Source organism: Marinobacter shengliensis (genome assembly GCF_030297115.1).
In the GTDB taxonomy this organism is placed as follows: domain Bacteria; phylum Pseudomonadota; class Gammaproteobacteria; order Pseudomonadales; family Oleiphilaceae; genus Marinobacter; species Marinobacter shengliensis.
Genome location: NZ_AP028062.1, coordinates 3,921,875 through 3,941,741, shown reverse-complemented (window position 1 = coordinate 3,941,741; position 19,867 = coordinate 3,921,875). Strand labels below are relative to the sequence as shown.

15 protein-coding genes are annotated in these 19,867 nt (G+C 58.7%); 8 read left to right on the top strand and 7 right to left on the bottom strand.

The window, feature by feature from the left end; genetic code table 11:
• Positions 1-85: 85 nt before the first annotated feature.
• From QUE75_RS18105 to QUE75_RS18095, 3 genes are all read left to right on the top strand, one after another.
• The gene (locus tag QUE75_RS18105) at positions 86-2,533 is read left to right on the top strand and encodes an acyl-CoA dehydrogenase (protein WP_286252266.1); all 2,448 of its coding nucleotides are present in this window, start codon (positions 86-88) and stop codon (positions 2,531-2,533) included.
• 14 nt (positions 2,534-2,547) lie between these two features.
• A complete protein-coding gene (gene crcB, locus QUE75_RS18100; RefSeq protein ID WP_061330859.1) occupies positions 2,548-2,928 on the top strand; it encodes a fluoride efflux transporter CrcB in 381 nt (126 codons plus the stop codon).
• Positions 2,929-3,189: 261 nt separating this feature from the next.
• Positions 3,190-3,396 (top strand): cold-shock protein, encoded by a 207-nt coding sequence (locus QUE75_RS18095; RefSeq protein ID WP_008172950.1) that lies wholly within the window; start codon positions 3,190-3,192, stop codon positions 3,394-3,396.
• A gap of 90 nt (positions 3,397-3,486) precedes the next feature.
• Here QUE75_RS18095 and QUE75_RS18090 read toward each other — a convergent pair whose 3' ends face one another.
• Positions 3,487-4,290: a dienelactone hydrolase family protein gene (locus tag QUE75_RS18090; protein WP_286252256.1), complete on the bottom strand. Its 804-nt coding sequence runs from the start codon at positions 4,288-4,290 to the stop codon at positions 3,487-3,489.
• A 244-nt stretch (positions 4,291-4,534) separates the two neighbouring features.
• Between QUE75_RS18090 and QUE75_RS18085 the strand changes: the two genes are divergently transcribed.
• Together QUE75_RS18085 and QUE75_RS18080 are read left to right on the top strand one after the other, a co-directional pair.
• Positions 4,535-5,146, top strand: coding sequence for a Yip1 family protein (locus QUE75_RS18085; protein ID WP_072676108.1), 612 nt, complete (start codon positions 4,535-4,537; stop codon positions 5,144-5,146).
• 217 nt (positions 5,147-5,363) lie between these two features.
• A complete protein-coding gene (locus QUE75_RS18080; protein ID WP_286252254.1) occupies positions 5,364-7,106 on the top strand; it encodes an alkaline phosphatase D family protein in 1,743 nt (580 codons plus the stop codon).
• A 34-nt stretch (positions 7,107-7,140) separates the two neighbouring features.
• On the opposite strand, the gene QUE75_RS18075 is transcribed toward QUE75_RS18080, so the two are convergent.
• The gene (locus QUE75_RS18075; protein ID WP_286252252.1) at positions 7,141-9,903 is read right to left on the bottom strand and encodes a cation-transporting P-type ATPase; all 2,763 of its coding nucleotides are present in this window, start codon (positions 9,901-9,903) and stop codon (positions 7,141-7,143) included.
• 113 nt (positions 9,904-10,016) lie between these two features.
• The gene (locus QUE75_RS18070; RefSeq protein ID WP_286252251.1) at positions 10,017-12,437 is read right to left on the bottom strand and encodes a phosphoketolase family protein; all 2,421 of its coding nucleotides are present in this window, start codon (positions 12,435-12,437) and stop codon (positions 10,017-10,019) included.
• Between the two features lie 194 nt (positions 12,438-12,631).
• On the opposite strand from QUE75_RS18070, the gene QUE75_RS18065 reads away from it, so the two are divergent.
• Positions 12,632-12,922: a type VI secretion system PAAR protein gene (locus QUE75_RS18065; protein ID WP_061330853.1), complete on the top strand. Its 291-nt coding sequence runs from the start codon at positions 12,632-12,634 to the stop codon at positions 12,920-12,922.
• On the opposite strand, the gene QUE75_RS18060 is transcribed toward QUE75_RS18065, so the two are convergent.
• Entirely contained in the window at positions 12,909-15,521 is a 2,613-nt protein-coding gene (locus QUE75_RS18060) for an EAL domain-containing protein (RefSeq protein WP_286252250.1), read from the bottom strand. The genes QUE75_RS18065 and QUE75_RS18060 overlap by 14 nt on opposite strands.
• Before the next feature lie 226 nt (positions 15,522-15,747).
• Between QUE75_RS18060 and pbpG the strand changes: the two genes are divergently transcribed.
• Both pbpG and QUE75_RS18050 read left to right on the top strand, forming a co-directional pair.
• Positions 15,748-16,677, top strand: a complete 930-nt coding sequence (pbpG, locus tag QUE75_RS18055) for a D-alanyl-D-alanine endopeptidase (RefSeq protein ID WP_286252249.1) — start codon at positions 15,748-15,750, stop codon at positions 16,675-16,677.
• Between the two features lie 16 nt (positions 16,678-16,693).
• Positions 16,694-17,182 (top strand): asparaginase domain-containing protein, encoded by a 489-nt coding sequence (locus QUE75_RS18050; RefSeq protein ID WP_286920553.1) that lies wholly within the window; start codon positions 16,694-16,696, stop codon positions 17,180-17,182.
• Here QUE75_RS18050 and QUE75_RS18045 read toward each other — a convergent pair.
• The 3 genes from QUE75_RS18045 to QUE75_RS18035 form a co-directional block, all read right to left on the bottom strand.
• On the bottom strand, positions 17,179-17,880 hold the full coding sequence (locus QUE75_RS18045; protein WP_286252246.1) for a pseudouridine synthase: 702 nt from the start codon (positions 17,878-17,880) through the stop codon (positions 17,179-17,181). The two genes, QUE75_RS18050 and QUE75_RS18045, sit on opposite strands and share 4 nt — an antisense overlap.
• Positions 17,880-18,908: a metal-dependent hydrolase gene (locus QUE75_RS18040; RefSeq protein ID WP_286252244.1), complete on the bottom strand. Its 1,029-nt coding sequence runs from the start codon at positions 18,906-18,908 to the stop codon at positions 17,880-17,882. The genes QUE75_RS18045 and QUE75_RS18040 overlap by 1 nt, the downstream gene beginning before the upstream one ends.
• A 113-nt stretch (positions 18,909-19,021) precedes the next feature.
• A complete protein-coding gene (locus QUE75_RS18035) occupies positions 19,022-19,759 on the bottom strand; it encodes a THxN family PEP-CTERM protein (protein ID WP_061330849.1) in 738 nt (245 codons plus the stop codon).
• Between the last annotated feature and the right edge of the window lie 108 nt (positions 19,760-19,867).

Below are 19,867 nucleotides of genomic sequence, written 5' to 3'. Positions count from 1 at the left end.
AGAGTAAGTTGAACGTAACGAAGTGTTATAAGGCTTTGGTTATTGTCCAAAGACTCCAATCCACGGAAGACAGAGAGAACCTGTGATGACGTTGATACTGTTTCTGATCGCACTGGGCGGCCTGCTGTTTGTATTGCGCCGCGAATCCGGTGCAAAGCCTGCTATTGGTGTTATGGCGGTGGTGGGTGTGATCGCCCTTTTCTCGGGCTCTGGCTGGCTCGCGCTGGTGTTATTTGTCGGTGCGGCCATTACCGCGATGGCGGGGCTGCCGCAGTTCCGGATCAACTGGCTTACCCCGCGGGTGTTCGCCATGTTCAAGAAGGTGGCGCCCAAGGTCTCGGAAACAGAAAAGGTGGCGCTGGAAGCCGGCACCGTCGGCTGGGACGGCGAGCTGTTTACCGGCCGCCCGGACTGGCACAACCTGCTGATCAACCGTCATACCGGGTTGAGCGACGAAGAACAGGCATTCGTTGATAATCAATGTACCCAGGCGATTTCCATGTGCAACGCCTGGGATCTGGCGGTGGAACGGGCTGACCTGCCGAAAGAGTTGTGGGACTTCCTCAAGAAAGAGAAGTTCTTCGGCATGATCATTCCGAAGGAATACGGTGGCCTGGAGTTTTCGGCGAAAGCCCAAACCGCCGTGCTGCAGAAGCTGGCTGCCAACGAAATGCTGATGGTGACCGTAGGTGTTCCCAATTCCCTCGGCCCCGGCGAGTTGCTGGTCAAATACGGCACCGAAGAACAGAAAAACTACTATTTGCCGCGCCTTGCCGATGGCCGTGAAGTGCCTTGCTTTGGCCTCACCGGCCCGCGGGCAGGCTCGGATGCAACGTCGCTGCCGGATACCGGCATCGTCTGCAAACAGAAAGTGGATGGCAAGGAAGTGCTGGGCATCCGCCTGAACTTCGAGAAACGCTGGATTACCCTGGCGCCGGTGGCCACCGTGGTGGGTCTGGCGTTCCGAATGTTTGACCCGGACGGTCTGCTGGGTGACACCAAAGACTATGGCATTACCTGTGCGCTGATTCCCCGGGACACCGACGGCATGGAAATCGGTCGTCGCCACTGCCCCATTGGTACTCCGTTCATGAACGGACCGATCAAGGGCAAAGACGTGTTTATCCCGCTGGATTACATCATCGGTGGCCAGGAAATGGCCGGCCAGGGCTGGCGTATGCTGGTTGAGTGTCTGTCTGTCGGCCGTTGTATCACCCTGCCGTCTGGTGCGGCTGGTGCGGCCGCGTACTCCGTGGGCACGGCTGGCGGTTTCAGCCGCATTCGCCGTCAGTTCAATACGCCGGTGGCGGATATGGAAGGTGTGCAGGCGCCCCTGGCCCGTATCGCTGCGAAAACCTACATTGCCCAGTCGGCGGTGAACCACACCGCCAACATGATCGACCGGGGCGAAAAACCGGCGGTGCCGTCGGCGATCCTCAAGTACCACCTGACCGAGTTCCAGCGTGAAATCCTGACCGACGCCATGGATGTTCACGGTGGTAAAACGGTTACCCTCGGCCCCCGTAACTATCTGGGGATTGGTTTCAGCGGTGCGGCGGTATCAATCACCGTTGAGGGTGCCAACATTATGACCCGCAGCCTGATGATCTTCGGGCAGGGTGCGATCCGTTGCCATCCGTACGTTCTGAAAGAGCTGGCAGCCAAGGATAATGACGACATCAAGGCGTTCGATGAGGCGTTCTTTGGCCATGCCGGCCTGATCTTTGGTAACGCCGCCCGTGCGTTCACCCAGGCCCTGGGCGTCGGCAAGGCCGATGTGCCGTTTGACAGCGCTTCGCGCAAGTATGCTCAGGCCCTGGCACGGTTCAGCTCCGCCTTCGGGCTGTGTGCCGATGCCGCCATGACCACCCTGGGTGGTGAGCTGAAAATGCGTGAGTTGATCTCCGCCCGTCTCGGCGACATGCTGTCTAATCTCTACCTGGCATCCATGGTGCTGAAAAACTGGCATGAGACCCAGCCAGTGGAAGGCGAGAAAGAACTGATGCAGTACAGCCTGGCATTTTTGCTACACCGTACTGAACAGGCCCTGGATGAGTTCCTGCAGAACCTGCCGAATCGTCCGGTGGCCCTGGCCCTGCGGGCGGTAACCTTGCCGCTGGGATGTCGTTGGGATGCGCCTCATGATGATCTGGCACGCAAGCTGGCGCGGGCGATCTCTACCGATACGCCCATCCGCAACAAGCTGATGGCGGGTGCCTGGACCACCGACGGCGAAGGCACCGTGGAAAATCCGGTAGCCCGCTACAACGGTCTGCTCAAGGATTACGACAAGGCCGAGCAGCTGTACCGCAAAGCCACCAAGGCCTATGCCAAGGGTGAACTGCCGATGACGGCATTGCACCCGGAAGAGCGCTTTGAAGCGGCTCTGGAAGCGGGCATCTACACCAAGGAAGAAGCAGATTTCATGCGCCAGTATGAGCAGGTGGTGCTGGAGATGCTCACCGTGGACGATTTCCCGTTTGATGAGTTTGCCCGCAACAAGGACACCCTGATTGACCACAACCCGGCCTGACGGAGCAGGATGAGATGTGGCTCTCAGTGGTTGCAGTCAGCGTTGGCGCCGTGATCGGCGCCAACCTGCGTTGGGCACTCGGCTTATGGCTGAATGCCAGTTACCACGCGGTACCCTGGGGCACTCTGGTGGCCAATCTCAGTGGCGGCTGGCTGGTTGGCTTGTTGATTGGCTTTTTTACCCAGAGTAACGCCCTGGCGCCGGAATGGCGTTTGTTTGCCATCACCGGGTTGTGTGGTGCGCTGACCACCTTCTCGACCTTCTCGCTGGAAATGTTCGGTGCGCTGCAGGAAGGCAAGTGGGCCATGGCACTCACCGGCATTATCGCCCATGTGGTGGGGTCTATTCTTATGACTGCCCTGGGCTTTTATACCTTCAGTCTGATCAAGGGCTGAACGGTACGTGGGCGCCACCGGAACTGGGTATGACTACCTACATAAATTATTGAAAAGCCCCTTGGCAAGCCGGGAATTCCAGAGTAGAGTGGTTCGTGTAGGAAAGATTAGCCAAGCAGTTCATGAATAAGACGTACCTCCGCAGTTAGTAGTGACCGTCCTGTTTTTGATTCCGCGAGTTCAGTTTTTCCGTCAAACGCTGACCAATACCATGAAGGTGTGTGGCAGCAGATAATATGATTGATTTCAGGAAGTTTAAGTATGTCTACTACTACCGGTACTGTTAAGTTCTTCAACGAAGCAAAAGGCTTTGGCTTTATCACTCGTGAAGGCGGCCCGGACGTATTTGTTCACTACAGCGCCATTCAGGGCTCTGGTTTCAAGACCCTGGCCGAAGGCCAGCAGGTCGAGTTCACCGTAACTCAGGGCCAGAAAGGTCCTCAGGCGGAGAACGTTGTTGCTCTGTAATCCCCACGGGATTCAGCAATAACCAAGAAAAAGGCAGCCTCGGCTGCCTTTTTTGTTGGCATTTCGGGCCGTTAACCCGGCCCGACCGGGTCAGCGAGCGAAAATCTCACTGTAGAATTGCATGGTGCCGTTCCAGGACCGGGCAGCGGCCGTTTCATCGTAAGCGATGGGCATCCCGAACTGTTCGGCAACCTTGTCTGCGCCAGGGTTGGTGAAAGAGTGGGTAACCCCGGGGAAACTCACCAGCGTCAGGTCCACTTCGGCGTTCTGCATCTCCCGAACCAATCCTGCCACCTGCTCTGAAGGCACCATCGGGTCGGCGCCACCGGTGTAAACCTGCACTTTGGCTTTTACCTTGCCGGCCTCTGCCTGAATCGGGCTGGCCAGTGCCCCGTGGTAGCTGACCACCCCCGCCAGATCAACGCCAAGCCGAGCCATGTTCAATACTACGGCTCCGCCGAAACAGTAACCCTGGGCGGCGATACGGCCGGCATCCACGCTTTCGTGGTTCTGCAGCAGCTCTTTGGCCTTCATGAAACGGGCTTTCACCTGATCCATGTTTTTGGTGGCTTCCTGCATGAACTCCTGGGCGGTATCCGGGTGCTCAGCCAGCTTGCCGTCACCGTACATGTCCAGGGCAAAGGCTGTGTAGCCTGCCGCGGCCAGTTTTTCTGCCTGCTCACGGGCGAAGGCATTATGGCCCCACCATTCGTGAACCACCAGAACGCCGGGCCGTTTGCCCTCGTCCTCATCATCCCAGGCCATGTAGCCGCTAAAGGTCTGGCCATCCACTTCATAGGTGACCGTTTCGGTGCGAAGTTCCGCGTTGGCACTGGCGCCGGCAATGGCCAGGGCGAGCGCAGTGAGGTGTGTTGTTTTTCTGATTCCAGGCATCTGAGTCATCTCCTTGTGTGATTTCGGATTCCTTGTCATACGAGTGTTCAGACATACCCGATGAATACTGCTTACAGAACCAAATGATCTGAGAGCACCGGATTCGCGAACAAAATGGCATCAGGTGCTGCTTTCAACCTGACCGTTCTTGACTATAGTTAAGAACAGGAACGGTGATAAGTCTGAACTCGTTCAGGCACCGTATCCACCCATACCAATAACATCAATAACGAGGGGGTGGTCTATGCTCCTGTCACACGCGTTTGGTCTGTTTACCCACCCGGACCAAGAGTGGGCATCCATAAAGAAAGAACACGAACATCCAACCCGGCTGTATGTTGCCTATGTGGTTATTCTGGCAGCCATCGCGCCGATCTGTGCTTACATCTCAACCGCGCATTTTGGCTGGTCCGTCGGCAACGAGCGATTGATCAAGCTAACGGAAATCAGTGCGTTGCAGCTGAGCGTCCTGACATACATTGCGATGCTGGTGGGCGTCTTTGCCCTGGGCTACGCCATTAACTGGATGGCAAAAACCTACGGTGCCAAAGAGGAACACGTACCTTCCAACGGTATTGCCCTTGCGGCTTATTCCTGCACTCCGCTGTTCCTGGCTGGCTTTGCGTTGTTGTACCCGGTGCCATGGTTCAACGCGGCCGTGTTTCTGGCGGCAGCCTGTTACGGTGCCTGGCTGATGTATGACGGCCTGCCCATCGTGATGGGGATCGAGAAAGAGCGTGCGGTCATGTACGGCGGGGCCCTGCTGACCGTTGCCCTGGTGATTCTCGTTTCTACTCGTGTCGGCTCGGTCATTCTCTGGAACTTCGGTGTCGGCCCGGTGTTTGTCAGCGGGTAGCCACAACCTGCCAATCATCAGCTATCAAAGGGGAGTCTCGGCTCCCTTTTTTTGTGACCTGGTGCCTGCCTTTCCCCAGTTGTCGGCATTTGCCACAGGGATGTCGCAATCCGGCAACGCGGTTTTCATCTGAGCAGTCTAGCGTTTGATCTGCGGTCGCAAGTCGTGCGGCTGCCAACAACAGGACAAGCTCAGAATGAATAATAAGGGGAACAGAATGGCACGGTTAACACGCAGGGATTTTCTGAAAGCCTCGGCCTTGGGGATGGGGGCAGTAGCTGTCTCAACCGGATTGGCGGGTTGTGTGTTCGACAGCAGCGATAAGCGCAGTGTTGAATTTACCCATGGTGTCGCCAGTGGCGACCCGTTGCAGGATAGCGTCATACTCTGGACGCGTGCGGTGCCGGATCGGGGTACCTCCGTAGACGTGGGCTGGGAAATTGCCCGGGATGCCGAGTTTGATGAGATCGTACACTCCGGCACTGCCGAGGCCAGCGCGGAGCATGATTACACGGTGAAGGTGGATGCCCGGGGCTTATCCGATGGCCAGCGCTACTTCTACCGTTTCCGCTCCGCCAACAGCACATCGCCTGTTGGTACTACCCGAACCCTCCCCGAGGGCAGCATTGATCAAGTGAAGCTGGCTGTTGTCTCGTGCTCCAACTATCCGGCGGGCTATTTCAATGTGTATCGGGAGATTGCCACCCGACAGGATCTGGATGCCCTGGTTCATTTGGGAGACTATATCTACGAATACAGCAGTGAGGCCGACAGCTACGCAGCAGCTGACGCCGAGGCATTGGGGCGCACCTTCCCGGAGGCCAATAATCGGGAGTTGATTACTCTGCAGGATTACCGCCAACGCTACGGCATTTATCGTAAGGACGATGACCTTCAGGAACTGCACCGCGTTATGCCGTTCATCGTGGTATGGGATGACCATGAGGTCACCAACGACACCTGGCGCGAGGGTGCAGAGAATCACAATCCGGAGCTCGGCGAAGGTGATTTCGGGGAACGCAAAATGGCGGCCTTGCGGGCCTTCTTTGAGTGGATGCCGATCCGCCCGGTGATTCAGGGCAGTAACGAAACCATCTATCGGAGTTTCCGGTTTGGCGACCTGGTTGATCTGCATATGCTGGATACCCGCATTATTGGCCGTGACCAGCAGCTGGATTACATGAACTACCTCGGGGAGGGTGGCCTGGATGTGGATGCTTTCCGGTTGGCCGTGGGAGATCCGAACCGCACCCTTCTGGGCGCCGAACAGCTTTTGTGGTTGCAGTCGGCACTCGCGCAGGGGACGGGTACCTGGCAAGTCCTTGGCCAGCAGGTGCTGATGGGGCGCATGAACCTGCCCGCCGAGCTGCTGATGGCCATTGCGACACAGAATCTGGAAAACCTGCCGGCATCACTGGCCGAACTGGCGACGCTGAAAGCCCGGGCGCTGCAGGGTGATCCCACGCTTACCGAGCAGGAACTGGCACGGCTTGAACTGGCAGCACCCTATAACCTGGATGCCTGGGACGGCTACCAGTACGAACGGGAAGTGGTTCTCGCCACCGCCCGGCAGCTGGACAGGAACCTGGTGGTGCTGGCCGGTGACACCCACAACGCGTGGGCCAACAACCTCCGGGATATTGAAGGGCGACAGATTGGCGTGGAGTTCGCCACGGCCTCGGTGACCTCGCCTGGGCTTGAGGGGTATCTGGGGCTGCCGGCAGAGATGATTCCGCAAGCTGAGCAGGGCATCGCGTTACTGGTTGATGATCTGGAGAGCCTCAATATCAGCCAAAGAGGCTATATGTTGGTGACGTTTACCCCGACCGAGGCGCGTTCAGAATGGCGTTTTCTGGATACCGTGAAAAGCCGGAGCTATGAGAGCCTCAGTCAGGCCACGATTTCTCTGCGCACACTGCCTGGTTCCGAGGGGCGCCGCCTGGAGCAATCTGCAGGGTGATATCACGATGGGCCCGGGCATTGCCCGGGTCAGTTCAATCACGGTTGTCGCTCGCGCCCGTGGAAAGGCGGGCGATAATCCACTTCTCCAGCTCTACCACCAAGAGCAGAAAAAACCCGAACGTCAGGCTCAGTAACAGGTTCGTTGCACCGGGCCCCGTGGTGCCAAACAGCAACTGTAAGGGCGGCGCATAGGCAAAGGCGGCTTGCAAAATCACCAGAATGCCAATGGCGATCCAGATAGGAGGACTGCCAAACAGGCCGCGCCAGTTGAGCACCGAGGAATACAGGTGGCGCACATTGAAGAGGTAGAAAATCTGCCCGGCTACAAGTGTCATGATGGCTGCCGTGCGGGCCAGTTCAAGATCCGCTCCCTGGCTGGTGAGCCAGTAGAAATGACCGAAAGTGCCCGCCCACAGCAGTAGCCCGACAAACGGTATGCGCCATAGAAACCCACCGGACATCAGGGCCTGGCGAGAACTGCGGGGAGGGCGCGCCATGGTGCCTGGTTCGGTGGGTTCAAAGGCCAGAGCCATGGCCAGCGTGACAGCCGTCACCATATTGACCCAGAGTACCTGAACCGGTGTCAGTGGTAATGGCATCGCCAGCAGGACCGCCATGAAAATGGTCAGACCCTGGCCCGCGTTGGTCGGCAACAGGTAAAGAATGGCTTTGCGAATATTGTCGTAAACCGTTCTGCCTTGTTCCACGGCGCGGGCGATGGTGGCGAAGTTGTCATCGGCAAGCACCATCTCGGAGGCCTCTTTGGCAGCTTCGGTGCCTTTCTTGCCCATCGCTACACCGACATCGGCCTGTTTCAGCGCTGGTGCGTCGTTTACGCCATCACCGGTCATGGCCACGACGTCTCCATGGGCCTGGAGCGCACGGACCAGCCGCAGTTTGTGTTCCGGGCTGGTGCGGGCAAAAATGGTTACCCGGGAAACGGCTTCGACCAGTTCTTGCTCCGATAGGGCCTCAAGCTGCTGCCCCGTCATTGCCGGTTCCTCCCCGGCAATTCCGAGTTGGCGGCCGATAGCCTGAGCGGTGCCGCTGTGGTCGCCGGTGATCATCACGACCCGGATTCCCGCTGCCTGACACTGTGACACCGCCTCAATGGCCTCCTGCCTTGGGGGATCCATGATGCCGTACAAGCCCAACAGTACAAGGTCAGACTCGACTTCGTGCCATTCCAGATGAGTCAGGTCGCCTGGCACTTTTCGGCAGGCCACCGCCAGAACTCGCTGGCCTTCGTCGGTGATAGCCTGCATCCGATCATGCCAATAATCATTGTCCAGTGGCTCCGGTTCAGTTGTGCCCATTTGTGTGGAGCATCTTTCCAGAACTCGTTCGGGTGCGCCCTTGAGAAAGATCCAGTTTCCGGTTCCATGTTCGTCGTCCCTGTTCAGGGTGGCCATGAACTTATGTTCGGAGGCAAACGGTATGCGATCCAGTTGGTGCCAACGATGGTTCAGGTCGTCAGGGTTCAGCCCCGCCTTGCGCGCGACTGCCACCAGAGCGCCTTCTGTCGGCTCTCCATTGAGTATCCAATCGCCGGCCTTTTCTGCAATTTCGGCATCATTACAAAGAAGTCCTGCCCGTAACATCTGGATCACGGCCGGGTCGTCGTTTGGATCGAACGGCTTGCCGGATTCCTCAAACTCCCCGACGGGTTCGTAACCGACACCGCTGACGGTCAGGCTCCGGTGAGCCATTTCTACCGTCTCGACTTTCATCTCATTTCGGGTCAGGGTGCCGGTTTTGTCCGAGCAGATTGTGGTTACGGCACCTAGGGTTTCGACCGCGGGCAATCGTCGGATGATCGCGTTTCGGCGCGCCATTTCCTGCACGCCAATGGCAAGCGTGATGGTGAGGATAGCTGGCATCCCCTCGGGAATGGCCGCAACGGCCAGGCTGGCCGCCGCAAGAAACATCTCTGCGAGCTCGGTTTGGCGAACCCAGTAGCCGATAGCAAACGTCAGGGCTGATACCATCACGATCACAGCACTCAACCATCGTCCGAAGATGGCGACCTGGCGCAGTAAGGGTGTTGTGACAGCTTCTACCGACTCCATCAGCTCACTTATGCGGCCAATCTCTGTTTGCTGGCCGGTGCCCACCACAACGCCGTAGCCATTGCCAAAGGTGACCAGTGTGCTGGAGTAAGCCATATTCGCCCGATCCCCGAGGGGCAGTTTTTCCTCCAGTTCAGCTTCCTCTTTATCTGACGCTTCGGATTCACCGGTCAGGGCTGCTTCTTCGATTCTCAGGTCGGCACTTTCGATCAGTCGAATGTCCGCCGGTACACGATCGCCGGCCTTGAGTCTGACAATGTCGCCAGGCACAAGCATTTCGGCGGCAACCTCCTGGCGCTTGCCGTCACGAATGACCTGGGCGGTCGGTGATAACATGTTGCGAATGGCGCCGAGGGCGCGCTCGGCTTTGCCTTCCTGGAAGAAGCCGACCAGGGCATTGATTAGAACGACACCGAGAATGACACCGGTATCCACCCAGTGCCCAAGCAAGGCTGTGCCGAGCGCAGCCAGAACCAGGATGTAGATCAGAATGTTGTGAAACTGACGCAAGAAGCGAATGAGTGGGCCAGGGCCATCGACCGCAGGCAGCCGGTTATAGCCATAACTGGCAAGGCGTTGGCTGGCCTCGGACTCCGCAAGGCCGCGATGATCGGTTTCAAGGGCGATCAGGGCCTCTTCAGACCCGATGCTATGCCAGGGACGATTCAAGTCAGTGGTGTGGCCTGGTGCTCCTGCCGATGATGGCTGAGTCGGAACTTCGCTCATGTGGGGTCCCTCCGGCGAGATTTTCTTGATTATGCCAAACTCTGCACTGCATCAAATGGGAAATCAGCGCCTCTTGTGGGATTTTGCGCCAGGGATCTCGCCCCCCGGGGTGCTCAGGGCAAGCCCCGGGTTATCACCGAAGGATCTCCGCGACCTTCCACGGCTGCCAGTTCTGCGCTGGACAGCCACTCGCCCGGTGGTTTGTCCATAACGTCGGCACAGGCCGCCAGAGCGTGGCCCCAGGAACACTGGTTGGCGAACAGCATGCCGGCTTCGTTCAGGGTGCCGCCGCGGTTGATGTATCCCAATACCCGTGAATGGGCGGGCTGGGGGAACAGAGTGTGCAGGTGTCCCCGGAATACTTCCGGGCGCATGTGGGTTAGCGCCACTCGCCGCTGCATCCGGTGCGGGAACAGTCGTTCCCGCTCGAACTCGGTCAGGCAGGCTGCCGCTTCGAGGGGATCCCGGGGCTGGCGGAACCGGCCCGGTTCCTGTAAGTAGACCAGACGGAACGGCGTTCCGGTTTCCCGCAAACGTTCGCAGGCGCGAATGGCCTCTGATAGTTGATAGGCACCATTGGCAATCAGCAGCAGGGGCTCCTCACCGGCGGAGGTGTCTTCGTCGACCACCAGGGCGCCGTGCCTGGCCAGGCGTTCAGCCTCGTTAGCATTGAACACACAGGGCCGGTCGCGCTTCGGGATAACCATGCAGCTGATTCTTCCGCGCTCGGTGAATACCGACGGCAGAACCGCCAGGGCGCTGTTGTAGTCAGCAGGGAAAAGCACCCGGGATACATCGCTCATTTCACCCAGCATGGCCTCGCAGAACGTGGTGTCCTGATGGGACTGCTCGTTCTTGCCGTTTTCCCAGGTGTGGGAGGTGGCTATGATCGGGAAGCCAAGCCAGCGGGCGGGCCTGCCCACCTCTTTCTGGTGCCTGGCAAAGATCAGCTCCTGCCGCACCGCACCGAGCATTTTTACGCAGAAGGCCTCATAACTGGCGACCAGATTCAGGCCTGCCTTGTTCCCCAGACAGGCAGAGACCACCGCTTCCTCGTTGAGGGCAGTGATGATATGGCCGTGAATGGATTCGTCATCGCTTTCCGGATCGTTTACCCGATGCCTGAGGTCCTTGAGAACACCCGTCAGCCGATTGCTTGCCAGTTCATCCGGATTGCCTACTCTGGGCCGAAGATCCGGATTGCTCTTGGTCAGTGCCCGGAAGAAGGCGTCCACTGCCGTCATCGGTGATGACTTGTCCTGGCTGTAAGGCAATACCGGAACCTGGGGTTCACGTGGGTTGCGCAGTGCCAGGGAGTGATCCCGCTCAAGGGGGCGCTGTTGCTGACGGTGCTCATTAAGCGCAGCGACGGCCCATTCAAGTTCTTCCGGACGTACCCACAGGGGCTGGATGTGCTCGTTGAACAGGTCCCGGGCCCGGGTATCCAGCCGTGGGTTGCCCGGCAGGGGCAGGTTGTGGGCGGAATTCTGGCCGGCACCGTAGAACCCGAAACCCTTTGTGGTTTCGGCGATACCGTAGGGGATACGGACAGGGTAGCTGGCTTCACCCCGGCTGGCGGCGTCGCCGTGGGCCGCCAGTGTCCGTTCCATATCAAGCAGGGTGCAGACAAACGCCGCCGGGTCTTTGCCATCGAAACGTACCGGCTCAAATCCATGTGCCTCAAGCAGCTCGGCGAAGCGTTCCAGCCCTTCCCTGGTGCCCAGCTCGGTGCGCTGTTCAATTCTTCGGCCATTGGCAATCATGATCGGCAGAACTTGCCCGCAATCGTCTGCCCGCCACCAGCGCGGAATCCAGTCGCTGCCTCTCTGTTCCTCGGCGGCGCCGTCCGAGAGGAAGGCCACCAGCGATTCGCCCGGCAGCGGCATGTGGGCGTACTGCAGTTCGGCAAAGCCCAGGTAGCCGCCCTCCAGGATGCCCCCGGCGGTATGCGGATTGACGTGGCTGCCGAGGGGAGAGGCCATGGCACCGTCGGGCTTCTGGCGGTAGCTGTAGAAGTCAGCGGCGAGCCGCGACAAACCTTCAGGTGCCAGGTAGCGCGCCCGCTGTTCCGGATGCAGGTTGCCCGTCAACACGTTGAGGGCGTCGACGGCGGCAACGCAATGGCCCTGGCCCATCAGCCAGCTCCGGGTTTGCCCGGTCAGGTTGTTCAAGGCCAGATAAGCTGCGTAGGCAGGCACCATATTGAGGGCGCCACCGGTATGGCCTTCAGGTGATGCCTTGAAATCCTGGGCAGCCAGAGGCGCCCCGGAAATGTCCACCCGGTTGCAGTAGGTCATGTGCACCACCAGCCAGAGCCCTGCGCTGGTTAGCCGGTCGAGGTACGCCAGTTTCTGGTAGACGGTATCGGTATCGGGCTGCAGGCCATCCGCCACCAGTTTTCGGGCCAGGGCCTGAACCCTGGCTTCGGTGTCTTCCGAGTGGCGGATAACACCATAGCCCTGCTGCCAGCGTTGGTAGGCTGCACTGTTGTATGCAGCAGCCGGCGATGGAGCTTGTACGTTGGGCGATGGCATGGTGCGGCCTCCATGGCTTTCGAGCTTGAGAGTGTGAAAGAAGTGTAAAACGCCCGGCCCGGGGAGCCCTTGATTCAGGTCAGTCGTAATTGCATCTTTTCGGAAGCGTCACAAAGCCACGAGCGATGGGTTGGGTTATCGGTAGAAACGTTATAGGATGTTTCTTTCAAACTTGTCCTGAAAGGAATCAGACAATGAGCAAAGCTATCGTGCTGTTGGGAGATCTTGGTTCAGACCATCAGGGTTTCCCGCCCACCCCGGTTCTCGCCGGTTCTCCCGATGTACTCGTGGATGGCAAGCCGGTTGCCCGTCTGGGCGACCCCCTGGCACCCCATTCCAAGCCCAAGCACTCCAGCCACCCCAGAGTGATCGCAGAAGGGTCATCTTCGGTAATGATCAATGGCAAGCCGGCTGCCATCACTGGTAGCGCTGTATCCTGCGGCGGGGTGACGATCGGCAGCGGCTCAGTGATTATCGGGGGCTGACCAGCGCTGCTCTGACCCTTTCAGGGCGTGCCCAGTAGTAACCCTGGCCGTGCAGGCCGGGGAACTGCTGCAGCCACAGGGCGATGGCTTCATCCTCTACCCCTTCAACAACCACATCAAGGTCCAACGCCTCGCCTAACTCCAGGGCTGCTCGCAGAATTTTCTGGCGGACCGGGTAAAGCAGTACGTCTTGCAGGAAACTGCGGTCAATCTTCAGTTCATCCAGCGGGAAGCTGGCCAGGTTGCCCAGGGATGAGTGCCCGGAACCGAAGTCGTCAAGGGCAATGCGGAACCCCATGCTGCTCAGGGTGCGGATGGCGCGCCGGGCCACTTCCGGGTCGGCCATGGCGGCGGTTTCGGTAATCTCAAGAATGACTTGGTCGGGGCTGACCCCGTGCCGGCGGGTGATGGCGCCGGCTTCCTCATGGAACAATGGATGGGCAACGTCTTTGGCAGAGATGTTAACCGCAACACCGATGCTATCTCCGTAACGCTGTTGCAAGGCTGTAAAATCCTGGCAGGCCTGGTCCAGTACCCACAAGGTCACGGAATGAATGATACCCACCTGTTCGGCCAGGGGAATCCAGTGATCCGGGGGAATCCGGCCAAATTCCGGATGTTGCCAGCGAATCAGCGCCTCGGTTGAGCGCACCTTGCCATCCCGAATGCTCACCTTGGGCTGGTATTCCAGCCACATGTCGCCGCAGCGCAGGGCATCTTCAACATCCAGCATCAGGATTTGCTGTTGGTACTGCCAGTCGGCAATGGCCGGGTCGTAGATCGCCATCGGGCGGGTTTCATCCAGTGATGCAAAACCGGCGGAGGAGAGCACACTGGCGGCATCGGTACCGTGCTCAGGCGCATAGGCGACCCCCATCGATGCCGCCCAGGAGAACGAAAACCGCCCCTCACGGAAGTTCTCTGACAGCCAGTGACTGATGGTTTCCAGTAATTCGCGATCCTGTGCCGGATCACTGCCGCGATCCATGGCGAAGGCGTGGTTGACGGTGTCGAGTGTGGCAATGCCGTAGCCATTGATCATGATGAGCCGATCACCGAGAGTGCGTTTGAGGTAGCGGTTCAATAGACGCAGGTATTGTTTGAGCAGGTCTTCGGCTGTCCGGTAGCCCAGGGCCTGCTCCAGTTCGTTGAACCGCGCCAGGCGGATCAGGCACAACGTGTAGGGGGTTTGCTGACAGTCGATGTTGCCCAGGGCTTCTTCCAGCATCGGCCGGTTCGGTTTGCCGGTAACCCGATGGGTTTTCAGTACCCGGTCATAATCCCGCTCGATGCGGGCTCGCAGTTTCTGTTCCTCCTGCACCCGAATGTCTGAGCTCAGGCGACGCTTACGCTCTTCCAGCAGCAGACGGCCAACACCGCTGGTCAGTATCAGCGATCCGGCGGCTGCCCCCAGAAAGAAGGCGGAGTCGGTCAGCGGTGTGACCGGGAACCAGCCGATGGTCCTCAGGGAACTAATGACGGCACCCAGGACAATGGCAAGCACCGACAGTGCGTAATAGCGGGCGTAAACGTGTTTGCGAAGCTGGCTGAGGACCAGGGCCAGGATGAAGGCGCCACCGGCGGCGCTGATGATCAGAAAAACGTCTTGTCCGAGTAATGGCAGTGGTAACGGGGCGGCCAGCAAATGCAGCCCGGCAGCCATGCTGAAGCCCCGGAGAATTCTGCGGCCCGTGCGGTGGATGACCATGAAATGGGGGGTGAATTCGCACAGCGCGATCAGGCACAGCGACAGGCTGACCGAGAGCAGTGAGTTGAGCTCTGGCATGCCCGGCCAGAATAACCATAGCCCGAGGCCATCCATAACCAGCTGGCTGTAAATGACGCCGATCATCAGCACACTGAGCCAGGCAAGCCCGGGGCGTTTCAGCTTGGCGACGATGCTCAGGTTGAGCAAAAGGGCGAACACCAGCAATCCGGTAACAAACGATTTCCACGCGGTGCTGAAGGTACCTTCGCTGACGACCTCATTGCCTCCTGCAACAGACAGCGGCAACATCACCGGGCCGCTGTTCCTCACCTCCATCAGCAACACGGTTTCGCCGGGCTGAAGAGTGACGGGCCAGATCCACTGGGGCAGGGCCACATAGCGGTTATCAAACGGGTATTGGTCACCCATCACCGGGAGCGTCTCGATGGTACCGTCCGGATGAATCAGAGCCGGCTGGAGGTGATCCAGATAGGGGGCCGGTACAACCAGTTGGCTGTCGACCGGTTCCTGTCCCTCGGTTGTCAGAGTCATCCGGAAAGTGGCGGGCATTCTCGGATAGCCGATGCCGGCACGGTCCTTTGACAGTGGTTCCCAGTTCCCGGAATGCCAGCGTTGCTGCTCAAGTACCTCGGCCAGTGGCGCGAGCAGGTAGTGGGACTGCGGGTGCAACCTGACTGGAGAAGCGCTGCCTATGGTTGCCGTCAGGGTCTGGTCGGGGGCGGCGGAAGGCGCACTGAGGAGCGCAGTGGTTAGGCCGTAGCCGGCGGCCAAAAACAGGATGAGGAAGGGGAGCCAGCGATTCAGTGATTGCAAAAAAGGCAGCCTGGTCAGCGGGGGGCGGCTGGTCTGGTTTGCGGGTTCGGAATCCATTCGGTGAACATCCTGGCAACGTGGTCGGCTGAAGATTACCTAAAATTACAACCGTTAACGCGTTGTAACAATATGAATTTCAACAAATTTTAATGTATTTGATCGTATTTTGCATTTGCTGTTTAAAACGCATGATTAAAATGAGACCTGCGCAACAGATGGTTGGCGCTGGTATAGTAGGCGTTTCGGCGAGGCGACAGGATAAGGTTCGGGAGTGCAACGCAGTATGATTTTCATCAAGCGGTTATTCATCATGCCGGTGCTGCTGGCGGTCACGTTGTTGTCGGCAAACCCGGTACTGGCGGGGAGTCAGGGAATGCCGGCACTGGCATCGGTCAATGCCGCCGCCGCGGTTGCCGGAGAAGGCGCGCTGCTGTTTGGCAAGAATGCCGATCGGCCGGTTCCGATTGCGTCAATCACCAAGCTGATGACCGCCCTGGTGGTTGTGGAATCCGGCCAGGACATGAATGAATGGCTGACCTTCGAAGAGCGCCACGTGCCCGCAGCGGCAAACGCCTGGACCCGTATTCGCGTGGGCTCTCGATTGAAGCGGAGTGACGTGCTGAGAATTGCCCTGATGTCGTCGGAGAATTTTGCCGCCTACACCCTGGCGAGATCCCATCCCGATGGTTTCGATGGCTTTGTCGCGGCGATGAACGCCAAGGCTGCCGAACTGGGTATGGATAACACCCGGTTTGTTGATCCTACCGGGCTGTCTGTCGAGAATGTCTCCAGCGCCTCTGATCTGGTACGTCTTGCCAATGCGGCACTGGCGTATCCGCTGATTGGCGAATACTCGACCACTGGCTATTACCGTGCTGAATTCAGGGGTCCCAGGTACAGCCTGTCGTTTGGTAACACCAATGCCTTGGTGCATCGTCAAAGCTGGGGAGTAGGGCTGAGCAAGACGGGCTACCTGACGGAGGCTGGCCGTTGCCTGATCATGGTGTCCGAAATGGACAGCAAGCCGGTGATTACGGTGCTGCTGGATTCGTTGGGCACCCGATCGCCGATGGGCGATGCCGGCCGAATCAAACGTTGGCTGGCGAGTGGCGACGCCGGGTCGGTGGCGGCTGCGGCAAAACGCTACGAGCAGGAGAAAAACGCGGCCTGGGCGGCGACCGAGGGAAGCCAGACAGCGCGTATCAACCAATAACAGGTTTCAGCTGATGATGATCCAGATACTGACGACCGGCGGCACCATCGACAAGGTGTACTTTGATGCCAACAGCAAGTTTGAAATTGGTGAGAGCCTGCTCCCGGAGTTGCTCCGGGAGTCCAATATCCACGATGGCTACATCATCCGCGAGCTGATGCGCAAGGACAGCCTGGAGCTCACTGACGATGACCGGGCGACCATTCTGGAGGCTGTTCGTACCTCGGACTGCTCCAGAATCCTGATTACCCATGGTACCGATACCATGGCCCAAACCGCCCAGGTTCTGAAGCCGTTGGCTGATCGCACCATTGTGCTGACCGGTGCGATGCAGCCCGCCCGTATGCGCCGCACCGATGCCATCTTCAACATCGGTTTTGCCTGGGCGGCGGCGCAGCTTCTGCCACCGGGTGTCTATATCGCCATGAATGGTGAAGTCTTTGAGGCGGGCGCGGTGCGAAAAAACCTGGAAGCCCAGAAGTTCGAGCGTATTGCCACTGACTAATCGGGCTCTGCCACGGACTGGATTTCCTGCGCGGTCAATGAGCGGTAGTGTCCGGGTACCAGGGCCGGGTCGAGAATGATATCGCCAATGCTCTGTCGGTGCAGTGCCACAACGTGGTTGCCCACCGCGGCCAGCATGCGCTTTACCTGATGGTACTTGCCTTCCCGGATGGTCAGTTCGATCTCGGTTGCCGAGTGTTGCAGCACCTGGGCGGGTAGCGTCGGTTTTTGCTCGCCCTTCAGTTCGATACCTTGCTCAAGTGCCTGGCAGGCATGTTCGTCCAGCGGTTCGGCCAGGGTGACCCGGTAGGTTTTCGGGCAAGCCCGGCGTGGTGACGTTACCTGATGAGACCACTGGCCGTCGCTGGTCAGTAGTAGCAGTCCGGTGGTGTCTTTGTCGAGCCGGCCAGCGATATGAACCTGTCGGGCCAGTTCAGGGGGCAGAAGATCAACAGCGGTAGGCTGGCTGCTGTCGTTGGTGGCACTGATAACGCCAGCCGGTTTGTTCATCATCAGGTACAGGCCCCCGGGCAGAGTCAGCGCCTGGTTGTCCAATGTCACCTTTGCGTGCTCCGGCACCCGACTGTTGGCACTCTTGGTCATTTTCCCATCCACCCGGACCCGCCCGGCCGAAATCGCTCGCTTGCTGTCCTTGCGGGAAAGCCCGCTGCTGTTACTGACAAACTGATCCAGTCGCATCAGCAGCTGTGCCCTTGCGGAGGCGCAGACAAGGTTGCCAGGCAGAGCACCGGCGTTCGCCCCGTCAGTCTTGACCAGAGCAGTGGCAGGGCGTCTCGGTTAACCGAAGGCCGCGGCATCCGGCCGCTGGGGATGGGGGTTACGCCGGATTCGGAGTTTTCCGCCAGAATGAAGGTAAACGGGTGAGCGCCGGGAATGCCCAGGCGAATGTCTGTGGCGGTGATCTGGTTGCCGGCTAGCCGGTAGTCCAGAAAGCCTCGGGTAAACCATTCAAGACGGCGGGCTTCCGGCAAGGAGGCAACCGATTGCGCCAGTTCGGGCCGGCGGGGGAAGTGCTCCAGGGTCAGTTCATCGCTGCCATCAAGAAACCCGGTGACTATTTCAACCCTATGTTCGTCCGTGATGGCGGTTACCCGCCATAAAATCGTGTTGAATGGCATCGGCTGAACCAGCAAGGACGCCTCCTTCATACCAACCTCCGCCAACGCCGGCTGAACCCTGTCGGTGATCCACTGCTGGGCAACCAGGGTCCAGCCGAGGTACAGGGTCGACAGCACCAGGCCCGCGGTAACGGCGTTTGTTGCCGGGGGGCGAATCAGGAAGGCCAGGCAGCCTGCCAGTAGGGGCAGGGTATACAAAGGGTCGATAATAAAAATGCTGTGGAGGGCTACCGGGTCCCCCAGGGGCCAGAACAGTTGGGTGCCATAGGTGGTAAAGGCATCCAGCAGGGGGTGGGTGACGAGGATCAAGCCCACCAAGGCCAGCCACCGTTGATAGGAAAGCTGGGGTTTCCAGCGCCACAAGCCCCAGGCAATCAGAAACGACAGCGGGATCAGGATAAACAGGGAATGGCTGAAGCCCCGGTGTTGGGTGAAATTGGCCACGGCACTGCCGTAATCGATGACCACGTCGAGGTCAGGCAGGGTGCCCAGCAGTGCGCCGGTGAGCAGAACAGAGCGCCCGAGTGTTTTGCCGGCAACCGCACCGGCAATGGAAGCGCCGAGAGCGGCTTGGGTAATGGAATCCATGAATCTCCGCGACAATATCGTGAGGGATATGCCAGATATTATGCGCTGATTCCGGAATCAGATCACTGGTTGGGAGGAAAGACACCGGCGGGCGGGCCGCCGGTGTGGGAGAATCAGACTTTACGGCGACGGGCCAGACCAAGACCAGCCAGGCCAAGGCCTAGTAGGGCCAGAGTGCCGGGCTCTGGCACGGAGCGAACGTTCAGTTTTGCCAGCAGGTTAACCGAGGTAGCCTTGCCTTCCGCGGTATAAATCTCATCAACGCCACCCTCAAAGCCCAGCAGGGTCAGCGAGTAGATGCTGGAGCCGAACTGGAACTCTGAGCTCTCAATCATGTTGTCCAGGCGCACAATGTCATCAACGTCTTTGGTTGAACAACCGAAGATAAAGGACAGTGGGCCACAATAGACATTTGGCGTCTCGTTATGGGAAAACTGGAACGTATAGGGGCCAGTGACAGTGCCGTTGTCCGGGGTTGTCGAGAAGGTTGCATAAACGTCCAGATCTACGGCAGTGATGCTGTCGCCGGTAATCCGGTTGTTGAAGTGGGTGAAGCTGCCAAGAACAAACGGGTCGCTGGAAGTAATGGTTTCAGGCAGGTTGCTGGCACCCTCAAACCCATACCCGCTTTGCGGCCCTTGTGAACATTCTTTCCACCAAAGTTTGCCGGAACAGGTAACCAGACCTTCTCCCCAGCGCAAATTATCAGTTCCCACGCCCTGGATATTGCTGCCGCCAGTGGGGCTTCCCCAGGCACCGGATACGCTTTCCAGGTCAACCGGGAATGCTGCTGCTGTCGCCGCAAAGCCCATGGCTGCAGTTGCAACGAGTCCTTTCATCAATGTGTTCATGATCTTCACCTTGTTACCAGCTAGTCAGTTTTTCCCGTTACCTTCGGGAATCGTTGGAACAATTAGCTAGATCCGTGCCAGATAGCTAACCCTTTGTTAATTAGGGGT

Bases quoted from the DNA above. Each gene is read 5' to 3' on its own strand.
- QUE75_RS18105 (WP_286252266.1), top strand. From the start codon at position 86: ATGACGTTGATACTGTTTCTGATCGCACTGGGCGGCCTGCTGTTTGTA.
- crcB (WP_061330859.1), top strand. From the start codon at position 2,548: ATGTGGCTCTCAGTGGTTGCAGTCAGCGTTGGCGCCGTGATCGGCGCC.
- QUE75_RS18095 (WP_008172950.1), top strand. From the start codon at position 3,190: ATGTCTACTACTACCGGTACTGTTAAGTTCTTCAACGAAGCAAAAGGC.
- QUE75_RS18090 (WP_286252256.1), bottom strand. From the start codon at position 4,290: ATGCCTGGAATCAGAAAAACAACACACCTCACTGCGCTCGCCCTGGCC.
- QUE75_RS18085 (WP_072676108.1), top strand. From the start codon at position 4,535: ATGCTCCTGTCACACGCGTTTGGTCTGTTTACCCACCCGGACCAAGAG.
- QUE75_RS18080 (WP_286252254.1), top strand. From the start codon at position 5,364: ATGGCACGGTTAACACGCAGGGATTTTCTGAAAGCCTCGGCCTTGGGG.
- QUE75_RS18075 (WP_286252252.1), bottom strand. From the start codon at position 9,903: ATGAGCGAAGTTCCGACTCAGCCATCATCGGCAGGAGCACCAGGCCAC.
- QUE75_RS18070 (WP_286252251.1), bottom strand. From the start codon at position 12,437: ATGCCATCGCCCAACGTACAAGCTCCATCGCCGGCTGCTGCATACAAC.
- QUE75_RS18065 (WP_061330853.1), top strand. From the start codon at position 12,632: ATGAGCAAAGCTATCGTGCTGTTGGGAGATCTTGGTTCAGACCATCAG.
- QUE75_RS18060 (WP_286252250.1), bottom strand. From the start codon at position 15,521: ATGGATTCCGAACCCGCAAACCAGACCAGCCGCCCCCCGCTGACCAGG.
- pbpG (WP_286252249.1), top strand. From the start codon at position 15,748: ATGATTTTCATCAAGCGGTTATTCATCATGCCGGTGCTGCTGGCGGTC.
- QUE75_RS18050 (WP_286920553.1), top strand. From the start codon at position 16,694: ATGATCCAGATACTGACGACCGGCGGCACCATCGACAAGGTGTACTTT.
- QUE75_RS18045 (WP_286252246.1), bottom strand. From the start codon at position 17,880: ATGCGACTGGATCAGTTTGTCAGTAACAGCAGCGGGCTTTCCCGCAAG.
- QUE75_RS18040 (WP_286252244.1), bottom strand. From the start codon at position 18,908: ATGGATTCCATTACCCAAGCCGCTCTCGGCGCTTCCATTGCCGGTGCG.
- QUE75_RS18035 (WP_061330849.1), bottom strand. From the start codon at position 19,759: ATGAACACATTGATGAAAGGACTCGTTGCAACTGCAGCCATGGGCTTT.